General features: G+C 42.6%; 18 protein-coding genes. 11 read left to right on the forward strand and 7 right to left on the reverse strand.

Annotation, left to right across the window (positions count from 1 at the left end):
- Nucleotides 1-926 (reverse strand): A/G-specific adenine glycosylase (mutY, locus tag VIM89_RS23160; RefSeq protein ID WP_488158566.1); only part of this gene is annotated, 926 nt, incomplete at its 3' end.
- Nucleotides 927-1,102: 176 nt separating this feature from the next.
- Between mutY and VIM89_RS23165 the strand changes: the two genes are divergently transcribed.
- The 5 genes from VIM89_RS23165 to radA all read left to right on the forward strand — a co-directional run bounded on the left by VIM89_RS23165 (nt 1,103) and on the right by radA (nt 6,298).
- Complete coding sequence (locus tag VIM89_RS23165) at nt 1,103-1,405, forward strand: HU family DNA-binding protein (protein WP_488158567.1); 303 nt, start codon at nt 1,103-1,105, stop codon at nt 1,403-1,405.
- A 9-nt stretch (nt 1,406-1,414) separates the two neighbouring features.
- On the forward strand, nt 1,415-2,293 hold the full coding sequence (locus VIM89_RS23170; protein ID WP_488158568.1) for a tetratricopeptide repeat protein: 879 nt from the start codon (nt 1,415-1,417) through the stop codon (nt 2,291-2,293).
- Between the two features lie 272 nt (nt 2,294-2,565).
- Nucleotides 2,566-4,116: an Rne/Rng family ribonuclease gene (locus VIM89_RS23175; protein WP_488158569.1), complete on the forward strand. Its 1,551-nt coding sequence runs from the start codon at nt 2,566-2,568 to the stop codon at nt 4,114-4,116.
- A gap of 117 nt (nt 4,117-4,233) precedes the next feature.
- Nucleotides 4,234-4,752 (forward strand): hypothetical protein, encoded by a 519-nt coding sequence (locus tag VIM89_RS23180; protein WP_488158570.1) that lies wholly within the window; start codon nt 4,234-4,236, stop codon nt 4,750-4,752.
- A gap of 85 nt (nt 4,753-4,837) precedes the next feature.
- Nucleotides 4,838-6,298: a DNA repair protein RadA gene (gene radA / locus VIM89_RS23185; RefSeq protein WP_488158571.1), complete on the forward strand. Its 1,461-nt coding sequence runs from the start codon at nt 4,838-4,840 to the stop codon at nt 6,296-6,298.
- A gap of 49 nt (nt 6,299-6,347) precedes the next feature.
- On the opposite strand, the gene VIM89_RS23190 is transcribed toward radA, so the two are convergent.
- Nucleotides 6,348-7,736 carry an NHL domain-containing protein gene (locus VIM89_RS23190; protein ID WP_488158572.1) on the reverse strand — a complete coding sequence of 463 codons (1,389 nt, stop codon included), beginning with the start codon at nt 7,734-7,736 and terminating at the stop codon, nt 6,348-6,350.
- 222 nt (nt 7,737-7,958) lie between these two features.
- Here VIM89_RS23190 and VIM89_RS23195 point away from each other — a divergent pair, with 222 nt between their 5' ends.
- Nucleotides 7,959-8,393 carry a DUF4920 domain-containing protein gene (locus tag VIM89_RS23195; protein WP_488158573.1) on the forward strand — a complete coding sequence of 145 codons (435 nt, stop codon included), beginning with the start codon at nt 7,959-7,961 and terminating at the stop codon, nt 8,391-8,393.
- 8 nt (nt 8,394-8,401) lie between these two features.
- On the opposite strand, the gene VIM89_RS23200 is transcribed toward VIM89_RS23195, so the two are convergent.
- Together VIM89_RS23200 and carB are read right to left on the reverse strand one after the other, a co-directional pair.
- Nucleotides 8,402-9,070, reverse strand: a complete 669-nt coding sequence (locus VIM89_RS23200; RefSeq protein WP_488158574.1) for a hypothetical protein — start codon at nt 9,068-9,070, stop codon at nt 8,402-8,404.
- A gap of 46 nt (nt 9,071-9,116) precedes the next feature.
- Nucleotides 9,117-11,933 carry a carbamoyl-phosphate synthase large subunit gene (gene carB / locus VIM89_RS23205; protein ID WP_488158575.1) on the reverse strand — a complete coding sequence of 939 codons (2,817 nt, stop codon included), beginning with the start codon at nt 11,931-11,933 and terminating at the stop codon, nt 9,117-9,119.
- 344 nt (nt 11,934-12,277) lie between these two features.
- Here carB and VIM89_RS23210 point away from each other — a divergent pair, with 344 nt between their 5' ends.
- Nucleotides 12,278-12,808: a hypothetical protein gene (locus VIM89_RS23210; protein ID WP_488158576.1), complete on the forward strand. Its 531-nt coding sequence runs from the start codon at nt 12,278-12,280 to the stop codon at nt 12,806-12,808.
- 1 nt (nt 12,809) lies between these two features.
- On the opposite strand, the gene VIM89_RS23215 is transcribed toward VIM89_RS23210, so the two are convergent.
- The 3 genes from VIM89_RS23215 to panC all read right to left on the reverse strand — a co-directional run bounded on the left by VIM89_RS23215 (nt 12,810) and on the right by panC (nt 15,177).
- Nucleotides 12,810-13,802: a TonB family protein gene (locus VIM89_RS23215; protein WP_488158577.1), complete on the reverse strand. Its 993-nt coding sequence runs from the start codon at nt 13,800-13,802 to the stop codon at nt 12,810-12,812.
- 26 nt (nt 13,803-13,828) lie between these two features.
- Nucleotides 13,829-14,179, reverse strand: coding sequence for an aspartate 1-decarboxylase (gene panD / locus VIM89_RS23220; RefSeq protein ID WP_488158578.1), 351 nt, complete (start codon nt 14,177-14,179; stop codon nt 13,829-13,831).
- 155 nt (nt 14,180-14,334) lie between these two features.
- Nucleotides 14,335-15,177: a pantoate--beta-alanine ligase gene (gene panC / locus VIM89_RS23225; RefSeq protein ID WP_488158579.1), complete on the reverse strand. Its 843-nt coding sequence runs from the start codon at nt 15,175-15,177 to the stop codon at nt 14,335-14,337.
- 156 nt (nt 15,178-15,333) lie between these two features.
- On the opposite strand from panC, the gene VIM89_RS23230 reads away from it, so the two are divergent.
- The 4 genes from VIM89_RS23230 (at nt 15,334) to VIM89_RS23245 (ending at nt 20,644) form a co-directional block, all read left to right on the forward strand.
- On the forward strand, nt 15,334-16,158 hold the full coding sequence (locus tag VIM89_RS23230; protein ID WP_488158580.1) for a glycogen/starch synthase: 825 nt from the start codon (nt 15,334-15,336) through the stop codon (nt 16,156-16,158).
- A gap of 16 nt (nt 16,159-16,174) precedes the next feature.
- On the forward strand, nt 16,175-17,581 hold the full coding sequence (locus VIM89_RS23235; RefSeq protein WP_488158581.1) for a DUF4270 family protein: 1,407 nt from the start codon (nt 16,175-16,177) through the stop codon (nt 17,579-17,581).
- Nucleotides 17,582-17,698: 117 nt separating this feature from the next.
- Nucleotides 17,699-19,534, forward strand: a complete 1,836-nt coding sequence (gene glmS, locus VIM89_RS23240) for a glutamine--fructose-6-phosphate transaminase (isomerizing) (RefSeq protein ID WP_488158582.1) — start codon at nt 17,699-17,701, stop codon at nt 19,532-19,534.
- Between the two features lie 174 nt (nt 19,535-19,708).
- The gene (locus tag VIM89_RS23245) at nt 19,709-20,644 is read left to right on the forward strand and encodes a LysR substrate-binding domain-containing protein (RefSeq protein ID WP_488158583.1); all 936 of its coding nucleotides are present in this window, start codon (nt 19,709-19,711) and stop codon (nt 20,642-20,644) included.
- Nucleotides 20,645-20,654 lie beyond the last annotated feature (10 nt).

Below are 20,654 nucleotides of genomic sequence, written 5' to 3' on the forward strand. Positions count from 1 at the left end.
TGGATAAATCGGGCATGTAAATGCTGGTGGGTTAATACATGTTTTTTTATCTGGTAGTCATTGATTATCAAACTGTTTTCTCCAAAATAAGTTTTAAATTCCGGTAGTAAAACAACATTTTCTGCGGGTAAACGTTGCGAGCTTTCAATTAATGGGAAATCATACATATTGGCCCAGATATCTTTTTCATCCCGCTTATTCATCAGGACAGTATCACCATCCGTTACCACAATATAGTTAAAAAAACGCTCTCTTATTTTAGTCTTCTTTAACTTTTGAGGTAGCCCGGCTATTGCGTTATTGTTATAACCATAGCAATCTGATCTTACAGGACAAATTGCACAGTCGGGATTTTTGGGTTTGCAAAGCATCGCGCCAAATTCCATCATCGCCTGGTTGTGCAGACCGGGGTTTTCTTTGTTCAGAACGTCATTAGCAACGGCCTGGAACAACTTTTTACCCCTGGTGCTATTGATGGGCTCGCTGATGCCAAAATATCGCGCCAGAACGCGGAAAACGTTACCGTCAACAACAGCCTTTGGCTGGTTAGCTGAAAAGGAGGAAATAGCTGAAGCTGTATACTCGCCGATACCTTTCAGATGGATTAGTTTTTCATAATCAGTTGGAAATTCTCCTCCATATTCAGTCACTATTTGCCGGGCGGTCTTTAGCATGTTCCTCCCACGGGAATAATAGCCCAATCCCTGCCATAATTTTAATATTTCGCCTTCATCAGCGGCAGCAAAGGCTTTTATGTCCGGATACTTTTCAAGAAACCGGTGAAAATAGGGCATGCCTTGCTCCACCCGTGTTTGTTGAAGAATGATTTCTGAAAGCCAGATAACGTAAGCGTTGGTGGTGTCGCGCCAGGGCAGATCGCGTTTATTTTTGAGATACCACTGTATCAGTTCGTCAGATAAATTCATGCACCCCAAATGTAGTTGTAAAGGCATGCAATTAGGCGAGATTTGTAACGTTTATGTATTAATTATGGGTTAACAAAAAAAAATCGGCCAATTATTTTAATCTTTGGTTATAAACAAATACTTTTGCAACCCCAAAACAGTTAAGTATTTACATATTAAAATAAAGAAAATCTGATATGACTAAGGCAGAAATTATAGCTGAGATCTCATCTAAAACAGGTATCGAGAAAGTTGACGTTCAAGAAACTGTAGAGGCATTCTTCAAGGTTGTTAAAACCTCAATGGTTGGTGGCGAGAATGTGTATGTAAGAGGCTTCGGCAGCTTCGTGGTTAAAAAGAGAGCGAAAAAAACAGCGCGTAACATTTCTAAAAATACCGCTATAATTATCCCTGAGCATTTTGTACCAAGCTTTAAACCGGCTAAAACTTTTGTTGAGAAAGTTAAAACTGGCAACAAGGCTACAAAAGCAGCAAAATAATTTTATAACATGAAGGGGAAGCAGATAATCGTTATTTTAATAGTTCTGGCTATTTCCGGTTATTTGTATTCCTTGCCTGTTAAAGGTTTAATAAAGCCCAAGGTGGCGAAAGCTACCTCGGGTGTTGTTTCAGGATCGCAGTCTGCATCGGTTACTAAAGTAACAGTTGAAGATGTATCCGTCCCGGCTAAAACAGCTATCGGCGCAGCGCTTGCTGCCAGAATAAACGATCTGGAAGGCCAACTAAAAACCGCCGGCACAGATGCAGCCAAATTAGGCCTGCAAAAGCAGCTGGCAAAACAATGGGACGACGACAATCAACCCGCACCATCAGCATTCTATTACCAGTCGGTAGCTCAAAAAGAGAATACCTTTGAAAACTGGATGAATGCAGGCAATCATTTCAATGATGCATATAAAGCCACCACTGACACTGCGGTGCAGCCGGCTTTTGTTGAGAATGCGATTGATGCGTACAAAAATGCGGTTAAACTGAAACCAGAGGATCTGGACGCAAAAACAGGTTTGGGTATAGCTTACGTTAACCAGACAAGTCTGGGTATTACTGACCCTAACGGCGGATCGCCGATGCAGGGTATTATGCTGTTACTGGACGTGGTTAAACAAGACCCCAAAAACTGGAATGCAAACCTGAATCTCGGCATGTTCGCGATGAAATCCGGACAGTTTGAGAAGGCGGTTACCAGGTTTAAAAACATGATAGCCCAAAAGGACGAGCTTGAGCCAAACTTTTACCTGGCCGAGTGCTACCGTCAATTGGGTATGAAAAAGGAAGCAATTGCAGCTTATCAAAAATGCAAAAACATGGTTGCTGAACCTGTCGTAAGACAGAAGATCGACCAATATATTAAGGAATTACAAAATTAAGTAAACGCTCATTTAAAAAATTATCATTATGCCAAGCGGTAAGAAACGTAAAAGACACAAAATGGCTACCCACAAACGTAAAAAACGTTTAAGAAAAAACAGACATAAGAAGAAGTAAGTTGATGGTTGATTATGTGAGTGGTTGATTGAGTTATTTTTTCGATAACCAATCGGCTTATTCTAACGTAATCAACCTTTTAACATTACTTAGTTATTGTTTTACCTCTTATAATAAGTGGCTTTTTATGCCGCTTTAAGAAATGGAGTAGCAGTTGATAAAAGAATTAATTATCGATTCAACCCCGAACGGGGCTACCATTGCGTTATTACAGGATAAACAACTTGTAGAACTTCATAAAGAGCAGGCGACTAACAATTACACTGTTGGTGACATTTATTTGGGCCGGATCAAAAAGATCATGCCTGGTTTAAATGCTGCGTTTGTTGATGTGGGCTACGAGAAGGATGCTTTTTTGCATTACCTGGACCTTGGTCCGCAGGTGCAGAGCCTGCTGAAGCTGACCAAGCAAGTACGCAGCGGTGGCTACCAGTCGAAGTTGCTGGACAATTTTAAACTGGAGGCTGATATTAATAAGTCCGGTAAGATATCGGAAGTATTAACCAAAAATCAGCTGATCCCGGTTCAAATTGCCAAAGAACCGATATCAACCAAAGGGCCACGCCTCAGCTCCGACCTGTCAATAGCAGGGCGGTATGTTGTTTTAGTGCCCTTCTCAGAGGCCATCTCGATATCTAAAAAGATCAAGAGCAATACCGAGCGCAACCGTCTCCGCAAAATTGTTGAGAGTATTAAACCAAAGCATTTCGGAGTAATTATCCGTACCGTTTCAGAAGGTAAGGGCGTTACCGAAATGCAGCAGGACCTGCTCGACCTGATCTCGAAATGGGAAACTTTTATTACCCGTTTACCTTCTATCGAGCCGTCAAAAAAGGCTTTAGGAGAGATCGACCGTACCTCGACATTGCTGCGCGACATCCTTAACCCTGATTTTCAGCATATCTATGTAAATGACAATTCTATTTACGAGGAGATACGCAGTTATGTACACCAGATATCACCTGAGTTGGAAAATATAGTCCGCCTTCATAAGCACAAGGACCCTATTTTCGAACATTATGGTGTAGATAAGCAGATAAAAGGGGCCTTCGGAAAAACGGTAAACCTTGCCGGTGGCGCTTACCTGGTAATTGAACATACCGAAGCACTGCACGTGATCGACGTAAATAGCGGTAACCGTACAGCCAACAAAGAGAACCAGGAAGAAAACGCCTTCCAGGTAAATAAAGAGGCTGCACGCGAGATAGCGAGACAATTGCGCTTACGCGATATGGGCGGTATTGTAGTGATCGATTTTATAGATATGCATAAGCCGCAGAACCGCAAGGACCTGTTCGACTTTTTGCGGAACGAGATGTCGCACGACAGGGCGAAGCACACCATCTTACCTCCAAGTAAGTTTGGGTTGGTGCAGATCACCCGCCAGCGTGTGCGCCCTGAGATGAATATAGTAACCAGCGAAGTGTGCCCTACCTGCCACGGTACAGGAACAGTAAGGCCAACTATCCTTTTGCTGGATGATATCGAAAACAACTTCAACTATATCCTGGTTGAACAGAACGAAAAGAACATTACACTCGCGGTGCACCCTTACCTCGAGGCGTATATCAAAAAAGGGTTAGTTAACCGTCAATGGAAATGGTATTTCAAATACGGCCAGCGGATAAAAGTGAAAAGCAACCCGGCCTACCAGATTACCGAATTCCACTTCTTCTCATCTAAGGACGAAGAAATTAAGTTATAGATTTGCAGATATGCGAATGTGCAAATGTGCAGATGTCTTGGATAGGGCATCTGCATTTTTGTTTTTAGGGGATAATTGAAATCCGTATCTTGTTATTGAATTACCCAAAACCTGAGCATGAAAGTCTTCCTACTTCTATTTATTTCATTATTATGTTTTGGATGCAACAAGCGAGTTCACCGAAAGGGTGAGATTACGAAAATTGAGTTTGCAAGAGATGGCCTTTCAATTACTCCTGGTGTTACAATCGGTATTGATGAAACGCTGGATTATAAATATTTCGGGAACTATGAGAGCCAACATCAGAAGTATCTCGTTGGAAAAGTTAGTTCTCAATTTTGGGATACGTTAACCCGGAAACTCCATGCGATTAAATTTAAAACTGTTAAAGCCACAATTGACCCTTTAGATGAAAGTGAAGAATACTATGAGCTAATTGTTTATTGGACAAATGGGAAAAGACGTTTACTAAGGGTATGGAGTAAAGAGCCTGACCCGGTTCTTTCTTTATGTGAATGGATAGATACTTCTTATAAGAAAGTTAAGTTGCATAAGGCGAATGGCATTATAAAATTTGAGACCCTTCATCATTCTATAGCAGAGCCCATTCCAGATACTGTATGGGGTCAAAAATAAATCCTAATATTTTTAGCAATTCGTGCATTGTGATTACAAATTAATCTGCACATTTGCACATCCGCATATTTGCACATCAAAAAACATGGCTAAATCTAAAGTTGCATATTTCTGCCAGAGCTGTGGCTTCGAATCACCTAAGTGGCTGGGTAAATGTCCATCGTGCCAGCAATGGAACACTTTTGTTGAAGAGGTAATCGAAAAGGTAAATGTCGCCGTTCCGACCTGGAAAAGTAATTCAACTTCAACACAGCGTTCTAACAAACCCGTACAGGTTTCTGAGATTACTTTTGATGAAGAGCAGCGCATGCTCACACCTGATAAGGAATTTAACCGTGTTCTGGGTGGTGGTATTGTAGCAGGATCGCTTGTATTGATCGGTGGGGAGCCAGGCATAGGGAAATCGACTTTAATGCTGCAACTGGCCTTAAATATGCCCCAGATGAAAGTGCTGTATGTGTCGGGTGAGGAAAGCGAGCGGCAGATCAAAATGAGGGCGGAGCGATTGACGGAAGTCGGAAGTCGGAAGGACGGAGTCGGAATCTCTAAATCCGACATCCGACATCCGACATCCGACATCGGTTCAGGTTGTTTTATTTTGACGGAAACTTCAACCCAAAATATATTCAAGCAGATCGAGCAACTGGAGCCTAACCTGGTTGTGATCGATTCGATACAAACGCTTTATTCCTCGCATATTGAGTCTACGCCAGGGAGTGTATCGCAGGTGAGAGAATGCACGGCGGAATTGTTGCGATTTGCCAAGGAATCATCTACACCGGTATTCCTGATCGGCCATATCACCAAAGACGGCATGATTGCAGGTCCGAAAATATTGGAGCATATGGTTGATACCGTTTTGCAGTTTGAAGGCGACAGGCACCACGTTTACCGCATTTTAAGGGCCGTTAAGAACCGCTTTGGCTCGGCATCTGAATTAGGTATCTATGAAATGATGGGAGAAGGCCTGAGGGAAGTATCCAACCCGTCAGAAATATTGCTTTCTCAACGGGATGAACCATTGAGCGGCGTTACTATCTCGGCTACGCTGGAAGGCATGCGGCCCATGCTGATCGAAACACAGGCTTTGGTGAGCACATCAGCCTACGGAACGCCTCAGCGCACCGCTACGGGCTTTGATACCCGCAGGATGAATATGTTGTTGGCTGTGCTTGAAAAGCGCTGTGGATTCAGATTAGGAGCAAAAGATGTGTTCTTGAATATTACCGGTGGTATCCGCGTAGAAGACCCGGCAATTGATCTTGGCCTTGCTGCTGCTATTATTTCCTCACATGAGGATATGCCTATTCCGTTTAAAACCTGTTTTGCGGGGGAGTTAGGACTCTCTGGCGAGGTGCGTGCTGTAAATCGTATCGAACAGCGTATAGCTGAAGCTCAAAAGCTTGGCTTTGAACAGATATTTATCTCAAAATATAATCTGGCATCAGGTGGAAAAGATAAAAAGAGGATTGATCTTTCCCGCTATAAAATCGAGATTAAGACCGTCGGAAGTATCGAAGAAGTATTTAGTATGCTGTTCGGATAAAAAAAGCCCTCGAAACTTTTCGGGGGCTTTTTTTGGTACGTGATTTATATCAGTCTGTGGTAACCACTACTATTTTCCGTATCCTGTTGTTATTGAAATCAGAAACAAAAATGCCGCCTGATGGCGTTATGCAAATCCCTTGCGGATTGTTGAATTGCGCTGCGGTTCCAGTCCCATCAGCAAAACCAGCCACATTTGCCGCGCCAGCCAGGTCATATAAAATCTTGGTTGAAGTCAGTTCAATCACCCTGCCCGATTCGTCGGTAATAAAGAAATTGCCTGATGCGTCCATTGCTAAGGCTATCGGACTACCCAATAAAGATGTTTGACCAGGACCACCTGCTATAGTAGTAACCACAGCCGCAGGAGTGATCTTCCTGATGGCGCTATTGCCCAAATCGGCAACATAAATATTACCCTGCGAATCTAAAACCAGGCTGCTTGGATCCCTGAATGATGCATAGGTGCCGGTAGTTGTATTTACAGTTCCATTTACATAACCCGGAGTTTTTGTGCCTGCAACTGTACTTACCGTTCCCGCTGGGGTCATCTTGCGTATTGTATTATTACCACGATCGGCAATAAACAGGTTTCCACTGGCATCAACAGCTATACTGCTTGGACCGTTAAACTCGGCTGTCTTAATAGCTGCACCATCCACATAGCCTGGTATGCCATTTCCGGCGATCGTTTTAACGGTATTGGTTGCAGCCACAATTTCGCGGATGAGATTATTGCCGTAGTCAGCTATAAACACATTTCCCTGTGCATCTACTGCCAGCCCCTGCGGTGCATAAAATTGTGCATTCAGGGCAGGGCCATCGCCATTGCCTGCAGTGCCATTGCCAGCAATGGTTGTAACTGTACCGTCAGGCGCAATTTTCCTGATGCGGTTATTGAACATGTCACACACATAAAGGTTACCACTTGCGTCAGAAGCCATTCCTGCCGGATTACTGAACAAGGCTGCTGTACCAACGCCGTCATTATAACCGGCGGTGGCACTACCTGCAAATGTGGTAACCGCACCTGATACTGCAGTTACGTTTGAGATCGTTGTAAATGTAACCATACTTCCGTAGCTGGTGCCGTATGCATTGGTAGCATACGCTCTTACATAGTAAGTAGTACTTGGAGTTAAGCCGGTTAAATTAGCAGTATATGAGTAAGAAGTGCTGATAATTGGCGCCGTAACTTTTATATCGTTTATAGTTGGAGCTTGATTAGATGTGCTATAACATACGCCATTTTCTGTTAGTGCCGATGAACCAATTGAGGTTATTGTACCGCCGCTTTGTGCAGTTGTGGCGGTTACATCCAATATTACATCATTTGTAGTAAGCGATGGGGGTGAATTGGTAGTACTGGTCTTTTTGCATCCCGTATTTAAAACAGCAACAGATATAAACAGAACGACAGCAAGTAGGGGTGTTTTCATTTATTAATTTTAATTTTCAATTCATCAAAATCTGTTTACTATTCACGGATTCCGATTTTTATATTTTCTGCAAACTTAGTTTAAATCAGCCTAATGTCTCAACAGATTTCAATAGTAATTCAAAAAAGTTACTTTCTAAACTGATTTAACATATATTAACAAACCCGCTATAGTTAAAACCTTTATAAAAAACAGGTTGTTATAGATTTAATAGCCAATACGATGAAAACAATCTATTTATTACTGGTACTATCATTATTTTCTTTTTCCCTGTTTGCGCAGGATAAACCTTTGCACGGGAAAGTATTCGGAAGCAAGCCCGGCGCCGTTGTTGTAACTGCCGACAAGCTGGAATCCTACATAGCAGCCAGGCCACGTATGCAAACGACGATCAGGGGTAAAGTGCTAAATGTGGTAAAGGAGAAAGGCGGATGGTTTACCATCGATGCAGGGAACGGAAAAACCATAGCAGCACATTTCAAAAAATATGATGTAAGTATCCCGGCTGATCTTAAGGGCCAGACAGTCGTTGTTGAAGGCATAGTACAAAAGCAATCGGCATTACCTACCGAACAACATCTGGCAGGTAAAAAGCAAAGCAGCAACAAAACTACCGACCAGCTTAGCATGGAAGTAACCGGCGTAATGGTAGAGTAGTGGCCGGATTAAAACGTCGCCCTGCGGGTTAGCAATACGGGCTCCAGGTCCAGATCATTCACAAATAGCTCGCGTAGTTTTTGTTCTACCTCAGTTTTGTTGATAGAATGGCCGCGGCGTATTTTTGCATGGCTTTCACGTGAAATTTTGCAGGCCAGGTCGCCAACAGTTTTCAGGTGCATTTCTTTCCCAAATTTCCCCGCCAGTTTAAGGGTAATGGCCGATAACAAAAGCCCTGCCACACCGGCAACCAGGTTATAGAAACAAAAGATACCTGATGCAACAAGGGTAAATGCAAAAATGCTTACGATCCACTGTTTAGGCTTAAGCAAGTTAATTCTGAAACCCAGTTCGTCCTCAACTTTAGCAATAGCCTCTAAACGATCTTCTTTGGGGAATAGCTTACAAAGCTTTGTATGGGTTGAAATATCACATTTATTAATACTGTTTACACTAGCTATAGCATTACGCAGCATATAAAAGGCATGCTGAGTAGTGCATTCTTCGTGTTCAGAATCGATCTTGCTGATAACCAGGTCGCAAAGATGGCCAAATGTGGTTATATTCTTAAGACCTTCGTAGTCCAGCGTAATATTAAAAGAACGCTGGATTTTTACTAAAACGTCGCTTATATCGTCGGGACCAACGCTATTAAGCTGATAAATTTTTTCTCTCATACACTTTAGTGCCTTTGATAAGGCACTTTCTATGCCAATTCTTAATTTACTTGCTCAAATACATTGATTTCTCTTTATACAGGTGCCTGAAGTACGGATCTTCCAGGTTCGGTATAAAGCGGATGGCTTCGCCGGTTGATTTCATCTCAGGGCCAAGCTCCTTGTTTACCTCAGGGAATTTATCGAATGAGAATACAGGTTCTTTAATAGCATATCCTGATAGCTTGCGCTCGATGTTAAAGTCTTTCAGTTTATTTACGCCCAACATTACTTTAGCAGCTATGTTGATGTAAGGCACATCGTAAGCTTTAGCGATGAACGGCACTGTGCGAGATGCACGCGGGTTAGCCTCGATCACATAAACTTTCTCATCCTTGATAGCAAACTGGATATTCAGCAAACCGCGAACATTTAAAGCGCGGGCGATCTTTTCCGTATGCTCTTCCATTTGCTTGATCACGTTGGCTGACAGGTTGAACGGAGGTAATACCGCACTTGAGTCGCCTGAGTGGATACCGGCAGGCTCGATGTGCTCCATCAAACCAATGACATGTACATCCTCACCATCATGGATCGAATCTGATTCCGCTTCTTCAGCGCGGTCAAGGAAGTGGTCGATCAGCACGCGGTTGCCTGGCAGGTTGCGCAGCAGGCTTACTACCGCTTTTTCCAGGTCCTCATCGTTGATCACGATGCTCATACCCTGTCCGCCTAATACATAGCTTGGGCGAACCAGCACCGGGTAACCTACTTTATGTGCTACTTCGATGGCTTCTTCAGCATTTTCAGCAACACCATATTTTGGATATGGGATATCAAGGTCTTTCAGCAGATCAGAGAAGCGGCCGCGATCTTCGGCAATATCCATGTCGTTGAATGATGTACCGATGATCTTGATACCATGCTCATGCAGTTTCTCAGCCATTTTCAACGCTGTCTGACCACCAAGCTGAACGATAACGCCTTCAGGTTTCTCCAACTCGATGATCTCGCGTACATGCTCCCAGAATACCGGCTCAAAGTAAAGCTTATCGGCCATATTGAAGTCGGTCGATACCGTTTCGGGGTTACAGTTAACCATGATTGCTTCAAAACCTGCTTCTTTTGCTGCCAGCAAACCATGTACACAACTATAGTCGAACTCAATACCCTGTCCGATACGGTTAGGGCCCGAGCCTAATACGATGATTTTCTTTTTATCAGAAACTTTCGATTCGTTCTCGCCTTCGTAAGTAGAATAGTAATAAGGTGTTTTTGCAGGGAATTCCGCTGCACAGGTATCTACCATCTTGTAAACACGGCGGATGCCCAAAGCCTTGCGGCGCTGGTAAACGTCTTCTTCAGTTACATTACCCAATACATTAGCGATTTGCACATCAGAGAAACCTTTTTGCTTAAGATTGAACAAGAATTCCTCAGGAACATTATTTAATGAGTAACGGCGCAACTCAGTCTCCATGTTCACTATTTCCTGGATCTGGTTCAGGAACCAACGATCGATCTTGGTAGCTTTTCTTACCGATTCGATTGGCACACCTAAGCTTAACGCGTCATAGATGTGGAATAACCTGTCCCAGCTTGGATTTTCCAGGCTGGCCATAATCTCGTCAAGGTTACGGCTCTGGCGACCGTCGGCGCCTAAGCCGGCGCGACCAATTTCCAAACTCTGGCAGGCTTTCTGTAAAGCTTCGATAAAGCTGCGGCCGATGGCCATTACTTCACCAACAGATTTCATCTGCAGGCCAAGGTATTTATTAGCGCCTTTGAACTTATCAAAGTTCCAGCGGGGCACTTTAACGATCACGTAATCCAGCGTTGGCTCAAAATAAGCCGAAGTGGTTTTGGTGATCTGGTTTTCAATTTCGTCAAGGTTATAGCCGATTGCCAATTTGGCAGCGATTTTCGCAATAGGGTAACCTGTTGCTTTTGATGCCAGTGCTGATGAGCGCGATACACGAGGGTTGATCTCGATAGCGATGATCTGCTCATCTGCCGGGTTTACAGCAAACTGCACGTTACAGCCGCCGGCAAAGTTGCCGATAGCGCGCATCATTTTGATGGCCTGGTTACGCATGTTCTGGTAGCAGCGGTCGCTCAGCGTCATCATGGGCGCTACTGTGATCGAGTCGCCGGTATGGATACCCATCGGGTCGAAGTTCTCTATCGAGCAAATGATGATCACGTTATCCCTGCCATCACGCAGTAACTCCAACTCATATTCCTTCCAGCCTAACACAGCCTGTTCTACTAACACCTCATGTGTTGGTGAAGCCTGCAAACCGCGGCTTAATGCCTGGTCGAAATCTTCTTTTTTATGTACAAAGGCAGCACCCTTACCGCCTAAGGTATAGCTTGGGCGGATAACCAATGGGAAACCGATCTCCTGGGCAGCCTCTTTACCTTCAAGGAAAGAGTTAGCGATCTTAGATTTTGCTACATCAACACCAATATCTACCATCAATTGACGGAAAGCCTCGCGATTTTCGGTTTTCTCGATAGCTGCAGTATCCACACCTATCACGCGCACATTGTATTTTTCCCAAATTCCGCGTTCTTCCGCTTCTTTAGCCAGGTTCAATGCAGTCTGGCCACCCATAGTAGGCAATACGGCATCGATTTTCTGTTCCTGTAATATTTTCTCGATACTGTTGCAATCGAGCGGCCACAGGTATACATGGTCAGCGATCACTTTATCCGTCATGATGGTAGCCGGATTGCTGTTGATGATCGAAACGGTAATCCCTTCCTCTTTCAGAGACAGGGCGGCTTGCGAACCAGAGTAATCAAATTCACATGCCTGGCCAATAATAATGGGGCCTGAACCAATAATTAAAACGGATTTGATGGAGGTGTCTTTGGGCATAGTCTTTTTTGAATCTTAAATGTTGTGTCCGGTATCTTGAGCCTGTTTCTGACTGTCGACTAAGGACTTGAAAACTATGCACTGAAAGTGGAAATCCCGGCTTCAGTGTCGGGGTGCAAAGATAGAATTTATGAAGGATTTTTTTTCGATTTATTTTAAAATAATAATTAACCCTTGTGGACAGCTTTAAGAGGCAGAATTTCGATGGGTTTCAGCAGTTTTTGCATTGCGAATATTTGGTATTTTTTGGCGCAGAAAAACTTTAATATGGCTGCCTTGTAGTGGTATAAATAGTAGTAACTAACAATAAAATTTATTAAATTGCTTTACGATAAACCAACGCCATGCATTTGACGAATAAACGAAAGCTGATTTTGGCCTGGATGGTTATTTCATTTAGCAGCTGTGCCATGTACCAGTCTGCCGTTAAATCGTCATTTCCTTATACTTCAACGCTTATAGTACCGGCATCATCCAAAGTTGGGAGCACCGGCTCTGCAATAAGCACGGCTACCAGCTTCGATCAGAATTTTGGGAGGAATAATGCCGACCGTGTTAAAATGGTTCGGATAGTTTCAGCCAAGTTAATGTCGACCGAACCTTCAGACTATAATCTCGGAAATCTCTCCGAAGTCAGGATATATCTTTCAGACAATGATGGCCAGGACGAGGTCATGGTAGCATCCCGAAGTGATATAGGCGCTAATGTAGGCAATAACGTGGTGCTGGATATCGACAATTCAAACATGCTCGATGAGCTGGTCCGCGAGCCGCAGATACGTGTGCGTATGGCCTATAAGTTACGCAAGTCAATAAAAAGAGATGCCAGTGTACACGTGGTATTAGGGCTTGCAGCCTATCCGGCACCAAAATAGATCATTTCAAAGCGAAAGTTATCGGCAATTGGTATTTAACGTTAACAGGAATCCCGTAATACATGCCGGGCTTCCATCCGCGGGATCGGCTTAGTACGCGTACAGCCTCGGTATCAAGTTCCTTATCGGCAGATCTGACCACTTTGATATCCTTCAATGATCCGTCTTTCTTTACAACAAATAGCAGCATTACCGTGCCTTCTATATCATTTTTCCGGGCATTCTCTGGATATATAATATTATTGCCCAGATATTTATATAAAGCAGAAATTCCCCCTTTATACTGCGGCTCGATCATACGTACATCATACGTATGTTTGACACCTGCCGAATCAGTTGACGTGCCGGATATTAATTTACCGGCATTATATTGTTCAGTGAACTGTATTTTTAAACCCTTATCCTGTCCCGTCCAGATGCTATCTCTATTACCGGCTTTTACAGTTCCCTCTTCTTCAATAGTTTTAAAAGCGTCATCATATCCTACAAAATGGCCATTACCATTTTGCACTAAAACCTTCCCTGTTGAATCCCGGCAATCTTTGATCAGGTAGGTAAAGTTTAGATCGCCTTGAATAGATTCACCGACTGGTGCACTTTCTTGAAATTCCTTTGAATGGTAAATTTTCCCGTTAGGATAAAAAAAATAGCAAAGGCCAATCGGCTTGCCATCTTTATAATTCTCAACTGATTTCTTTATCCCGCTTGGATAATAGGTAATGCACTGGCCTTCGGAACTTATGTAATTTCTTTTTGATGATTTGCCGAGGAATTTTTGTTTGCCATTTTTATAAATCTCGCTGGCATTGAAGAGTGTTGAACCTGAATCTGGCTCGCTTATTATTCTTATATACTCGGCACTGTCACGGGAACTCGTGTAGCCCCCATCCTTTTTTATAAAGGATACAGCCAGTATTTTAGATGTTTGATTTTGCTGAGCAAAAGCCACACCTAAATAGCAAATAAGAATAATTGTGAAGGTAAGGAGGCGCATAAAATAGGGTCAATCAAGACGCTAATTTACTTAATCAGTTTATTATCCGCATCAGGAAATACCAATAATGGCTTGTAATTACGTGCCTCATCCATTTCCATATAAGCATATGACATAATGATCACGATATCGCCTACTTGTGCCAGTCGTGCAGTTGCGCCATTCAGACAAATTGTACCGGTTCCGCGCTCGCCTTTTATTACATAGGTTTCAAAACGGGCGCCGTTATTATTATTTACGATCTGTACCTTCTCGTTGGCTATTATATTAGCCGCATCCATCAAATCCTCGTCTATAGTTATGCTGCCAACGTAATTCAGTTCGGCCTGAGTTACCTTAGCGCGGTGCAGCTTGGATTTTAATACCTCTATAATCATGGTGCAAAGTTAGTGTTTTAGTTAATCGGTTATCAGTTAACCAGTGATTAGTTGCATTCAAATGACCTGTTAGCAGTTAATCAGTGATCGGTTAACCAGTTAATCAGGTGCTTTTCCCATCTTTTATTCACCGTTGCCTGATAACCGATTACTGGCTACCGGTTAACTAAGATCATATTATCTATCAACCGCGTATTCCCTACTTTAGCAGCAACCAGTGCAACAATTTGTTTGCTGTTCTGATCGGCACTGTGGAGATTTTCGCCATTGGCAATTTCAAAATACTCCAGTTGTACGCCGGGTTCAGCTTTGATCTGATCTTCGCATTGACTTGTTAAGGAAACTATTTGGTCGGCATCAAAGTTTTGTTTCAGCCAGTTTAAGGTTCTGGATAAAATGAGTGCATGCTTCCGGTCATCAGCTGAGAGATGAATGTTTCTTGAACTCATAGCCAGCCCATCAGTTTCTCGCAGAATAGGGCACATCACCAGTTTTACAGGCAGATGCAACAGATCGACCATTTTTTGTATCACTAATACCTGCTGATAATCCTTTTGTCCAAAAAACGCCAGGTCGGGCTTTACTATATCAAATAATTTAAATACCACCTGCGTTACCCCCTGGTAATGTCCCGGACGGAATTTGCCTTCCAGTAAATGCTCCAGTTCGCCCAAATCCAAATGCCATTGCTCATTCCCGGCATACATCTCATTTACTTCCGGATTAAACAAGACATCGCAGCCTGCCTGCTCTAATTTTTGAATATCTGACTCAATGGGGCGCGGGTATTTTTCCAGGTCCTTAGGGTCATTAAATTGGGTTGGATTCACAAAAATGCTGCAAACAGACACATCGGTTTGTTGCTGAGATTGAGCAAGTAGCGACAGGTGTCCCTGGTGCAAAGCACCCATGGTTGGAACAAAACCTATGCTTTTACCATTACTGCGCAATTCATCCAGGTAATTGGACAGGTTTTGCTTGGTGGTGAAAATTTTCAACTGGCTGGGATTTAGTAAAAATCGGGCAAAGTTGTGTAATAGATTAAAAATAACCAAAACTTACTTGCATAATAGATTGATAATTCATAAGATAATGCTTATATTTGCAGACTCAAATTTTTTGACTTCTTTACATAATTTTAATACTGATTAGAGATGGGTAAATCTAAGCTTCTGTTCATCACACATGAAATGTCACCTTTCCTCGAACTCTCTAAAATTTCTGAAATAACCCGCCAGCTTCCGCAGGCTATGCAGGAAAAAGGTTACGAAATCCGTATCCTGATGCCGCGTTTCGGAAATATTAATGAGCGCAGGAACAGGCTTCATGAGGTGATCCGTTTATCGGGTATGAATATCATTATTAACGATAATGATAATCCTTTGATCATCAAGGTTGCATCTATCCCGGCAGCGCGTATGCAGGTATATTTTTTAGATAACGAAGAATATTTTCAGCGTAAACACGTGTTTGCTGATAAGGATGGGAAGTTTTATGCTGACAATGATGAGAGGACAATTTTCTTTTGCAAAGGTGCATTAGAAACGGTAAAAAAATTAGGCTGGGCCCCTGACATCATCCACTGCCACGGCTGGATGAGCTCGTTAGTGCCGGCCTATTTAAAAACAACTTATAAGGACGATCCGACCTTTAAAAATTCAAAAGTAGTTTACTCTATTTATGAAAATGATTTTGCAGGTCAGATGAATTCTGATTTTACACACAAAGCGGTTATGGCTGATATGACTGAAGAACACACCGAGGTTTATAAACCAGGTACCAATTCAGCGTTGTATGCAGGTGCCATTCATTATTCTGACGGAATAGTTTTGGGCAGCGAAAATATTGACGATGAAGTGTTAAATAATGTTAAAAACAGCAATAAATCGGTTTTAGAATTTAATTCCACTTCTGATTTCGAAAATTATTACAATTTTTACGACGAAATTACCAATGAAGAATTGGTACATGTTGCATAAGTTTTGAGATCATAATATGAAATTTTTCCGATTAGACTTATTGACCCTGTTAATAAGTCTTTTTATTTTAAATAGTTGTAAAAACAAGGACTCGATTGGGCTGGGTGCAGATTCATCTGTACAACTCAATGGATCCCTGATCGATACGTCTACGGTAGTAGTTAATACCGTGCCTGATATAGGTAATCCCTTATCAAAGGATTCCATCCAAACATCAGGATTGACAAAATTACCTTTTGGCTATCTGAATGATCCCGTGTTCGGGACAGTGGAATCAAATATAGCATTGGCATTAAATTTACCTAACAGCACTGCGTATTCCTTGCCAACAGGTACTATTGCAATCGATTCCGCTGTATTGGTGATGCCTTTTGCCGATGGTTTTTATGGAGACTCATTGACCTCAAAGTATAAAGTTAATGTATACCAGCTTAAAAGCCGTATAAAAAGCACACCCTATTTCAATCTGGATAGTTGGGCTACACAAGGCGGCATTTTAGGTACACATACCTTTTTAGCCCACACACATGATAGTACACAGCGAAATAATATCATTACGGGGCAACCGGATTCGCTTATCAAAGTACCTGCGCAGCTAAGAATACCTATTGATAAGAATTTTATTAACAGCATCCTGTTTAATGCTCCCAGTGCGCAACTGGCTTCCAATTCTACGTTCCTGAATAATGTTCATGGCTTATATCTTACTTTAGACAAAGCAGGATCAAGCGGAGTTGGGGGCACTTTCATGTTCGGCACAGCTGATTCACTAAATGTCTACTATCGTACTATAAACGGTACTACAATAGATACAACAATGGTAACATTGCCGGTTAGTACACAAATATCACAGATAAAACACGTATCATCAAATACGCTTACGACTGAGTTTGCAGACAGTACCGGCTCAAGGGATCTGATGTATCTTCAGGGCCTGGCAGCAACAAAGGTGAAGATCAAATTTCCATACCTCAAAAATATCAATAACACCGTCGGGAAAATCGTTGTGAACCGCGCTGAGTTGGTGATCACACCAGACTCGGGAACAACAATACCATTCAGACCATTGCCTAAACTAACGATGTACAGGTATGATATTGCGAAACAAATAATAGCACTTGAAGATGCCAATCCGAACGATGTACGATACATAAGTCCTTCTGTATTCGGCGGCTATTATTCAAGAGCAACCAACAGTTATCATTTTGTAATAACCGGTTATATCCAGGACCTTATAGATGGCAGGATAACGGACTATGGTGCTTTCATTGCACCGGTTGATACTATAAATAAATCGTCTGTCGATATCGCACCAACTACACAGGTGGCAGGAAGAGTGATCGGAGTTGGAACTCCGGCTAAGAGCTCTCCCAGGTATCATAATAGGATAAAGCTAAATATTATCTACACCAAGATAAAATAAAAAAAGGCCTCGAGAGAGGCCTTTTTTTATTTAACACAACTAATATTACCGCCGGGTGTTGATTATGTCAGATAGCTGATTATTTTTGCTTCTTTTTAAATTTAAAAACTTCTACTTATGTGTGGCATTGTTGGTTATATTGGTTATAGAGACGCATACCCTATAGTAATCAAGGGTTTACATCGTTTGGAATACCGTGGATATGATAGCGCGGGCGTTGCGTTAATTGATAAAGATATTAAAGTTTATAAAAAGGCCGGCAAGGTAAGCGACCTTGAGGAGTTTACCAAAGGCGTTAATTTGCATGGCACTATCGGTATGGGGCATACCCGGTGGGCAACGCATGGTGCACCAAGCGACCGCAACTCTCACCCGCACTCTTCCGGCGACCGTAGGCTCACCATCATACATAATGGCATTATTGAAAACTATGCCGTTATTAAAGAAACATTATTAGCTAAGGGGCATGTTTTTTTGAGTGATACCGATACCGAGGTATTGGTTCACCTGGTGGAGGATATTCAAAAGGAAACCGGGCTTGAGCTTCGGGAAGCTGTGCGTGTGGCTTTAAATAAAGTAGTCGGCGCTTATGCCATAGTGATCATGAGTTCAGATGATCCGGATCAGTTGATCGCGGCACGCAAAGGTAGTCCGCTGGTAATTGGTGTAGGAGAGAGCGAATATTTTGTTGCTTCGGATGCAACACCGATTGTAGAATATACCAAAAATGTGATCTATCTGAACGATAATGAGATTGCTTACACCCGCAGGAGTGACTTGCTGATAAAAAATATCGACAATACTGTACAAACCCCATACATCCATGAGCTTGACCTGAAGCTGGAGATGCTGGAAAAAGGCGGTTACGACCACTTTATGCTGAAGGAGATATACGAGCAGCCGCGTTCCATCAGGGATTGTATGAGAGGCCGTATTTATCCTAAAATTGGCAAAGTGCAATTGGGTGGTATAAAGGAGTATACGGAGAAACTTAAAAATGTTGATCGTATTATTATTGTTGCATGCGGTACTTCCTGGCATGCCGGCTTGGTAGGAGAGTATTTAATCGAGGAATATGCACGCGTGCCGGTTGAGGTAGAATATGCCTCAGAATTCAGATATCGTAACCCGATCATTACTGAAAAGGATTTGGTGATCGCCATTTCGCAATCCGGTGAGACAGCGGATACCATGGCAGCTATCGAACTGGCTAAAGAAAAAGGAGCAACCATTTTTGGTGTATGCAATGTGGTCGGTGCGTCTATTCCACGTATAACGCATGCAGGCGTATATACGCACGCGGGGCCTGAAATTGGCGTAGCCTCAACCAAGGCATTTACTGCGCAGGTGACGGTACTTACATTGATCGCCTTCTATATCGCTCAGCAACGTGGTACAATCACCCAAAGCAAACTTATAGAGCTGCTGACCGAGCTGAATGAAATACCTGAATTGGTAGAAAAAGCACTTGGGTCAAATGAACGTGTACAGGAAATCGCAGAGAAATTTAAAGACTCAAGAAACTGCCTGTTCCTGGGTCGCGGCAGCTCATTCCCTGTAGCATTGGAAGGCGCATTAAAGCTTAAAGAAATATCATACATACATGCGGAGGGTTACCCTGCTGCCGAAATGAAACACGGGCCTATCGCTTTGATCGACGAGGAGATGCCGGTGGTATTTATTGCAACCAAACATTCATCTTACGAGAAGGTGATCAGCAACATACAGGAAGTAAAGGCCCGCAAAGGAAAAGTAATTGCCATAGTAACCGAAGGGGATACCGATGTAAAAGCAATGGCTGATTACGTGATCGAAATACCGCAAACAGACGAGGCTTTTGTTCCGCTTCTGGCGACTATACCGTTACAACTGATATCTTACCACATTGCCGTAATGCGTGGATGTAATGTGGATCAGCCACGAAACCTGGCTAAATCGGTGACGGTGGAGTAGTGAGTGGTGAATAGTCAATAGTCAATGGTGAATAGTGAGTGGTGAATAGTTAATAGTGAATGGTGAGTTGTGAATGGATACATTTTATTCATTAAGCTTCACCATTCACTATTGACTATTCACTAAAATAGAGAAAATCAATTAATTTATTATATTTGAATAGATTTGCTCTATATGACTATAACGCAGCTTGAATATATTGTAGCAGTTGACACTTACAGGAGTTTTGTGTTAGCGGCTGAGAAATGCTTTGTTACACAGCCTACCCTCAGTATGCAGGTGCAAAAGCTGGAGGACACCCTTGGTGTAAAAATATTTGATCGAACTAAGCAGCCGGTAAGTCCAACAGAGATAGGAATTGAAATTATAGAACAAGCCAGGGTATTGCTCGCCGAAAGCGAAAAAATCAGAGAGATTATCACTGACAGGCAAAAGGAATTATCCGGTGAATTGAAAGTAGGTATCATCCCAACGGTTTCTCCCTATATATTGCCAAAGATCATCAGCAGTTTTATCCAAAAATATCCGCAGGTAAAACTGGTGGTATGGGAACAAACAACAGAAGAGATTGTACAACAGCTTAAGCTAGGTACGTTGGATTGCGGCATACTTTCTACGCCGTTAAGAGAGTCATACTTAACGGAGATACCCGTATTTTATGAAAATTTTGTAGCCTACGTTTCCCGGAATAGTAAGCTATCCAAAAAGAAAAGCATTACCCCGGAAGATATTGATATGGAAGAAATATGGGTGCTGAACGAGGGCCATTGCATGCGCGAGCAGGTATTGAATATTTGCCAGCGCCGAAAATCGACCAAAGGTTTCCTTCATTTTGAGTATAACACAGGTAGCGTAGAAACTCTAAAACGTATGGTAGATCAAAACAATGGCGCCACCATCTTGCCAGAACTTGCTTTAGCCGAATTGAGCGATAAGCAATTAGATAAAGTCCGCTACTTCAAATCGCCTGAACCTGCCCGCGAGGTGAGTATCGTCATTCAAAAGAATTTCCTGAAACGCCGGATGATCGAGGCGCTCAAAAACGAAATACTGGAATTCGTACCCAAACGAATGAAGACCAGGAAAAAGAAAGAAGTGATGGAAATTTGATGATTTCGGA

The sequence above is a fragment of the Mucilaginibacter sp. genome, assembly GCF_036568825.1.
Lineage (GTDB): Bacteria > Bacteroidota > Bacteroidia > Sphingobacteriales > Sphingobacteriaceae > Mucilaginibacter.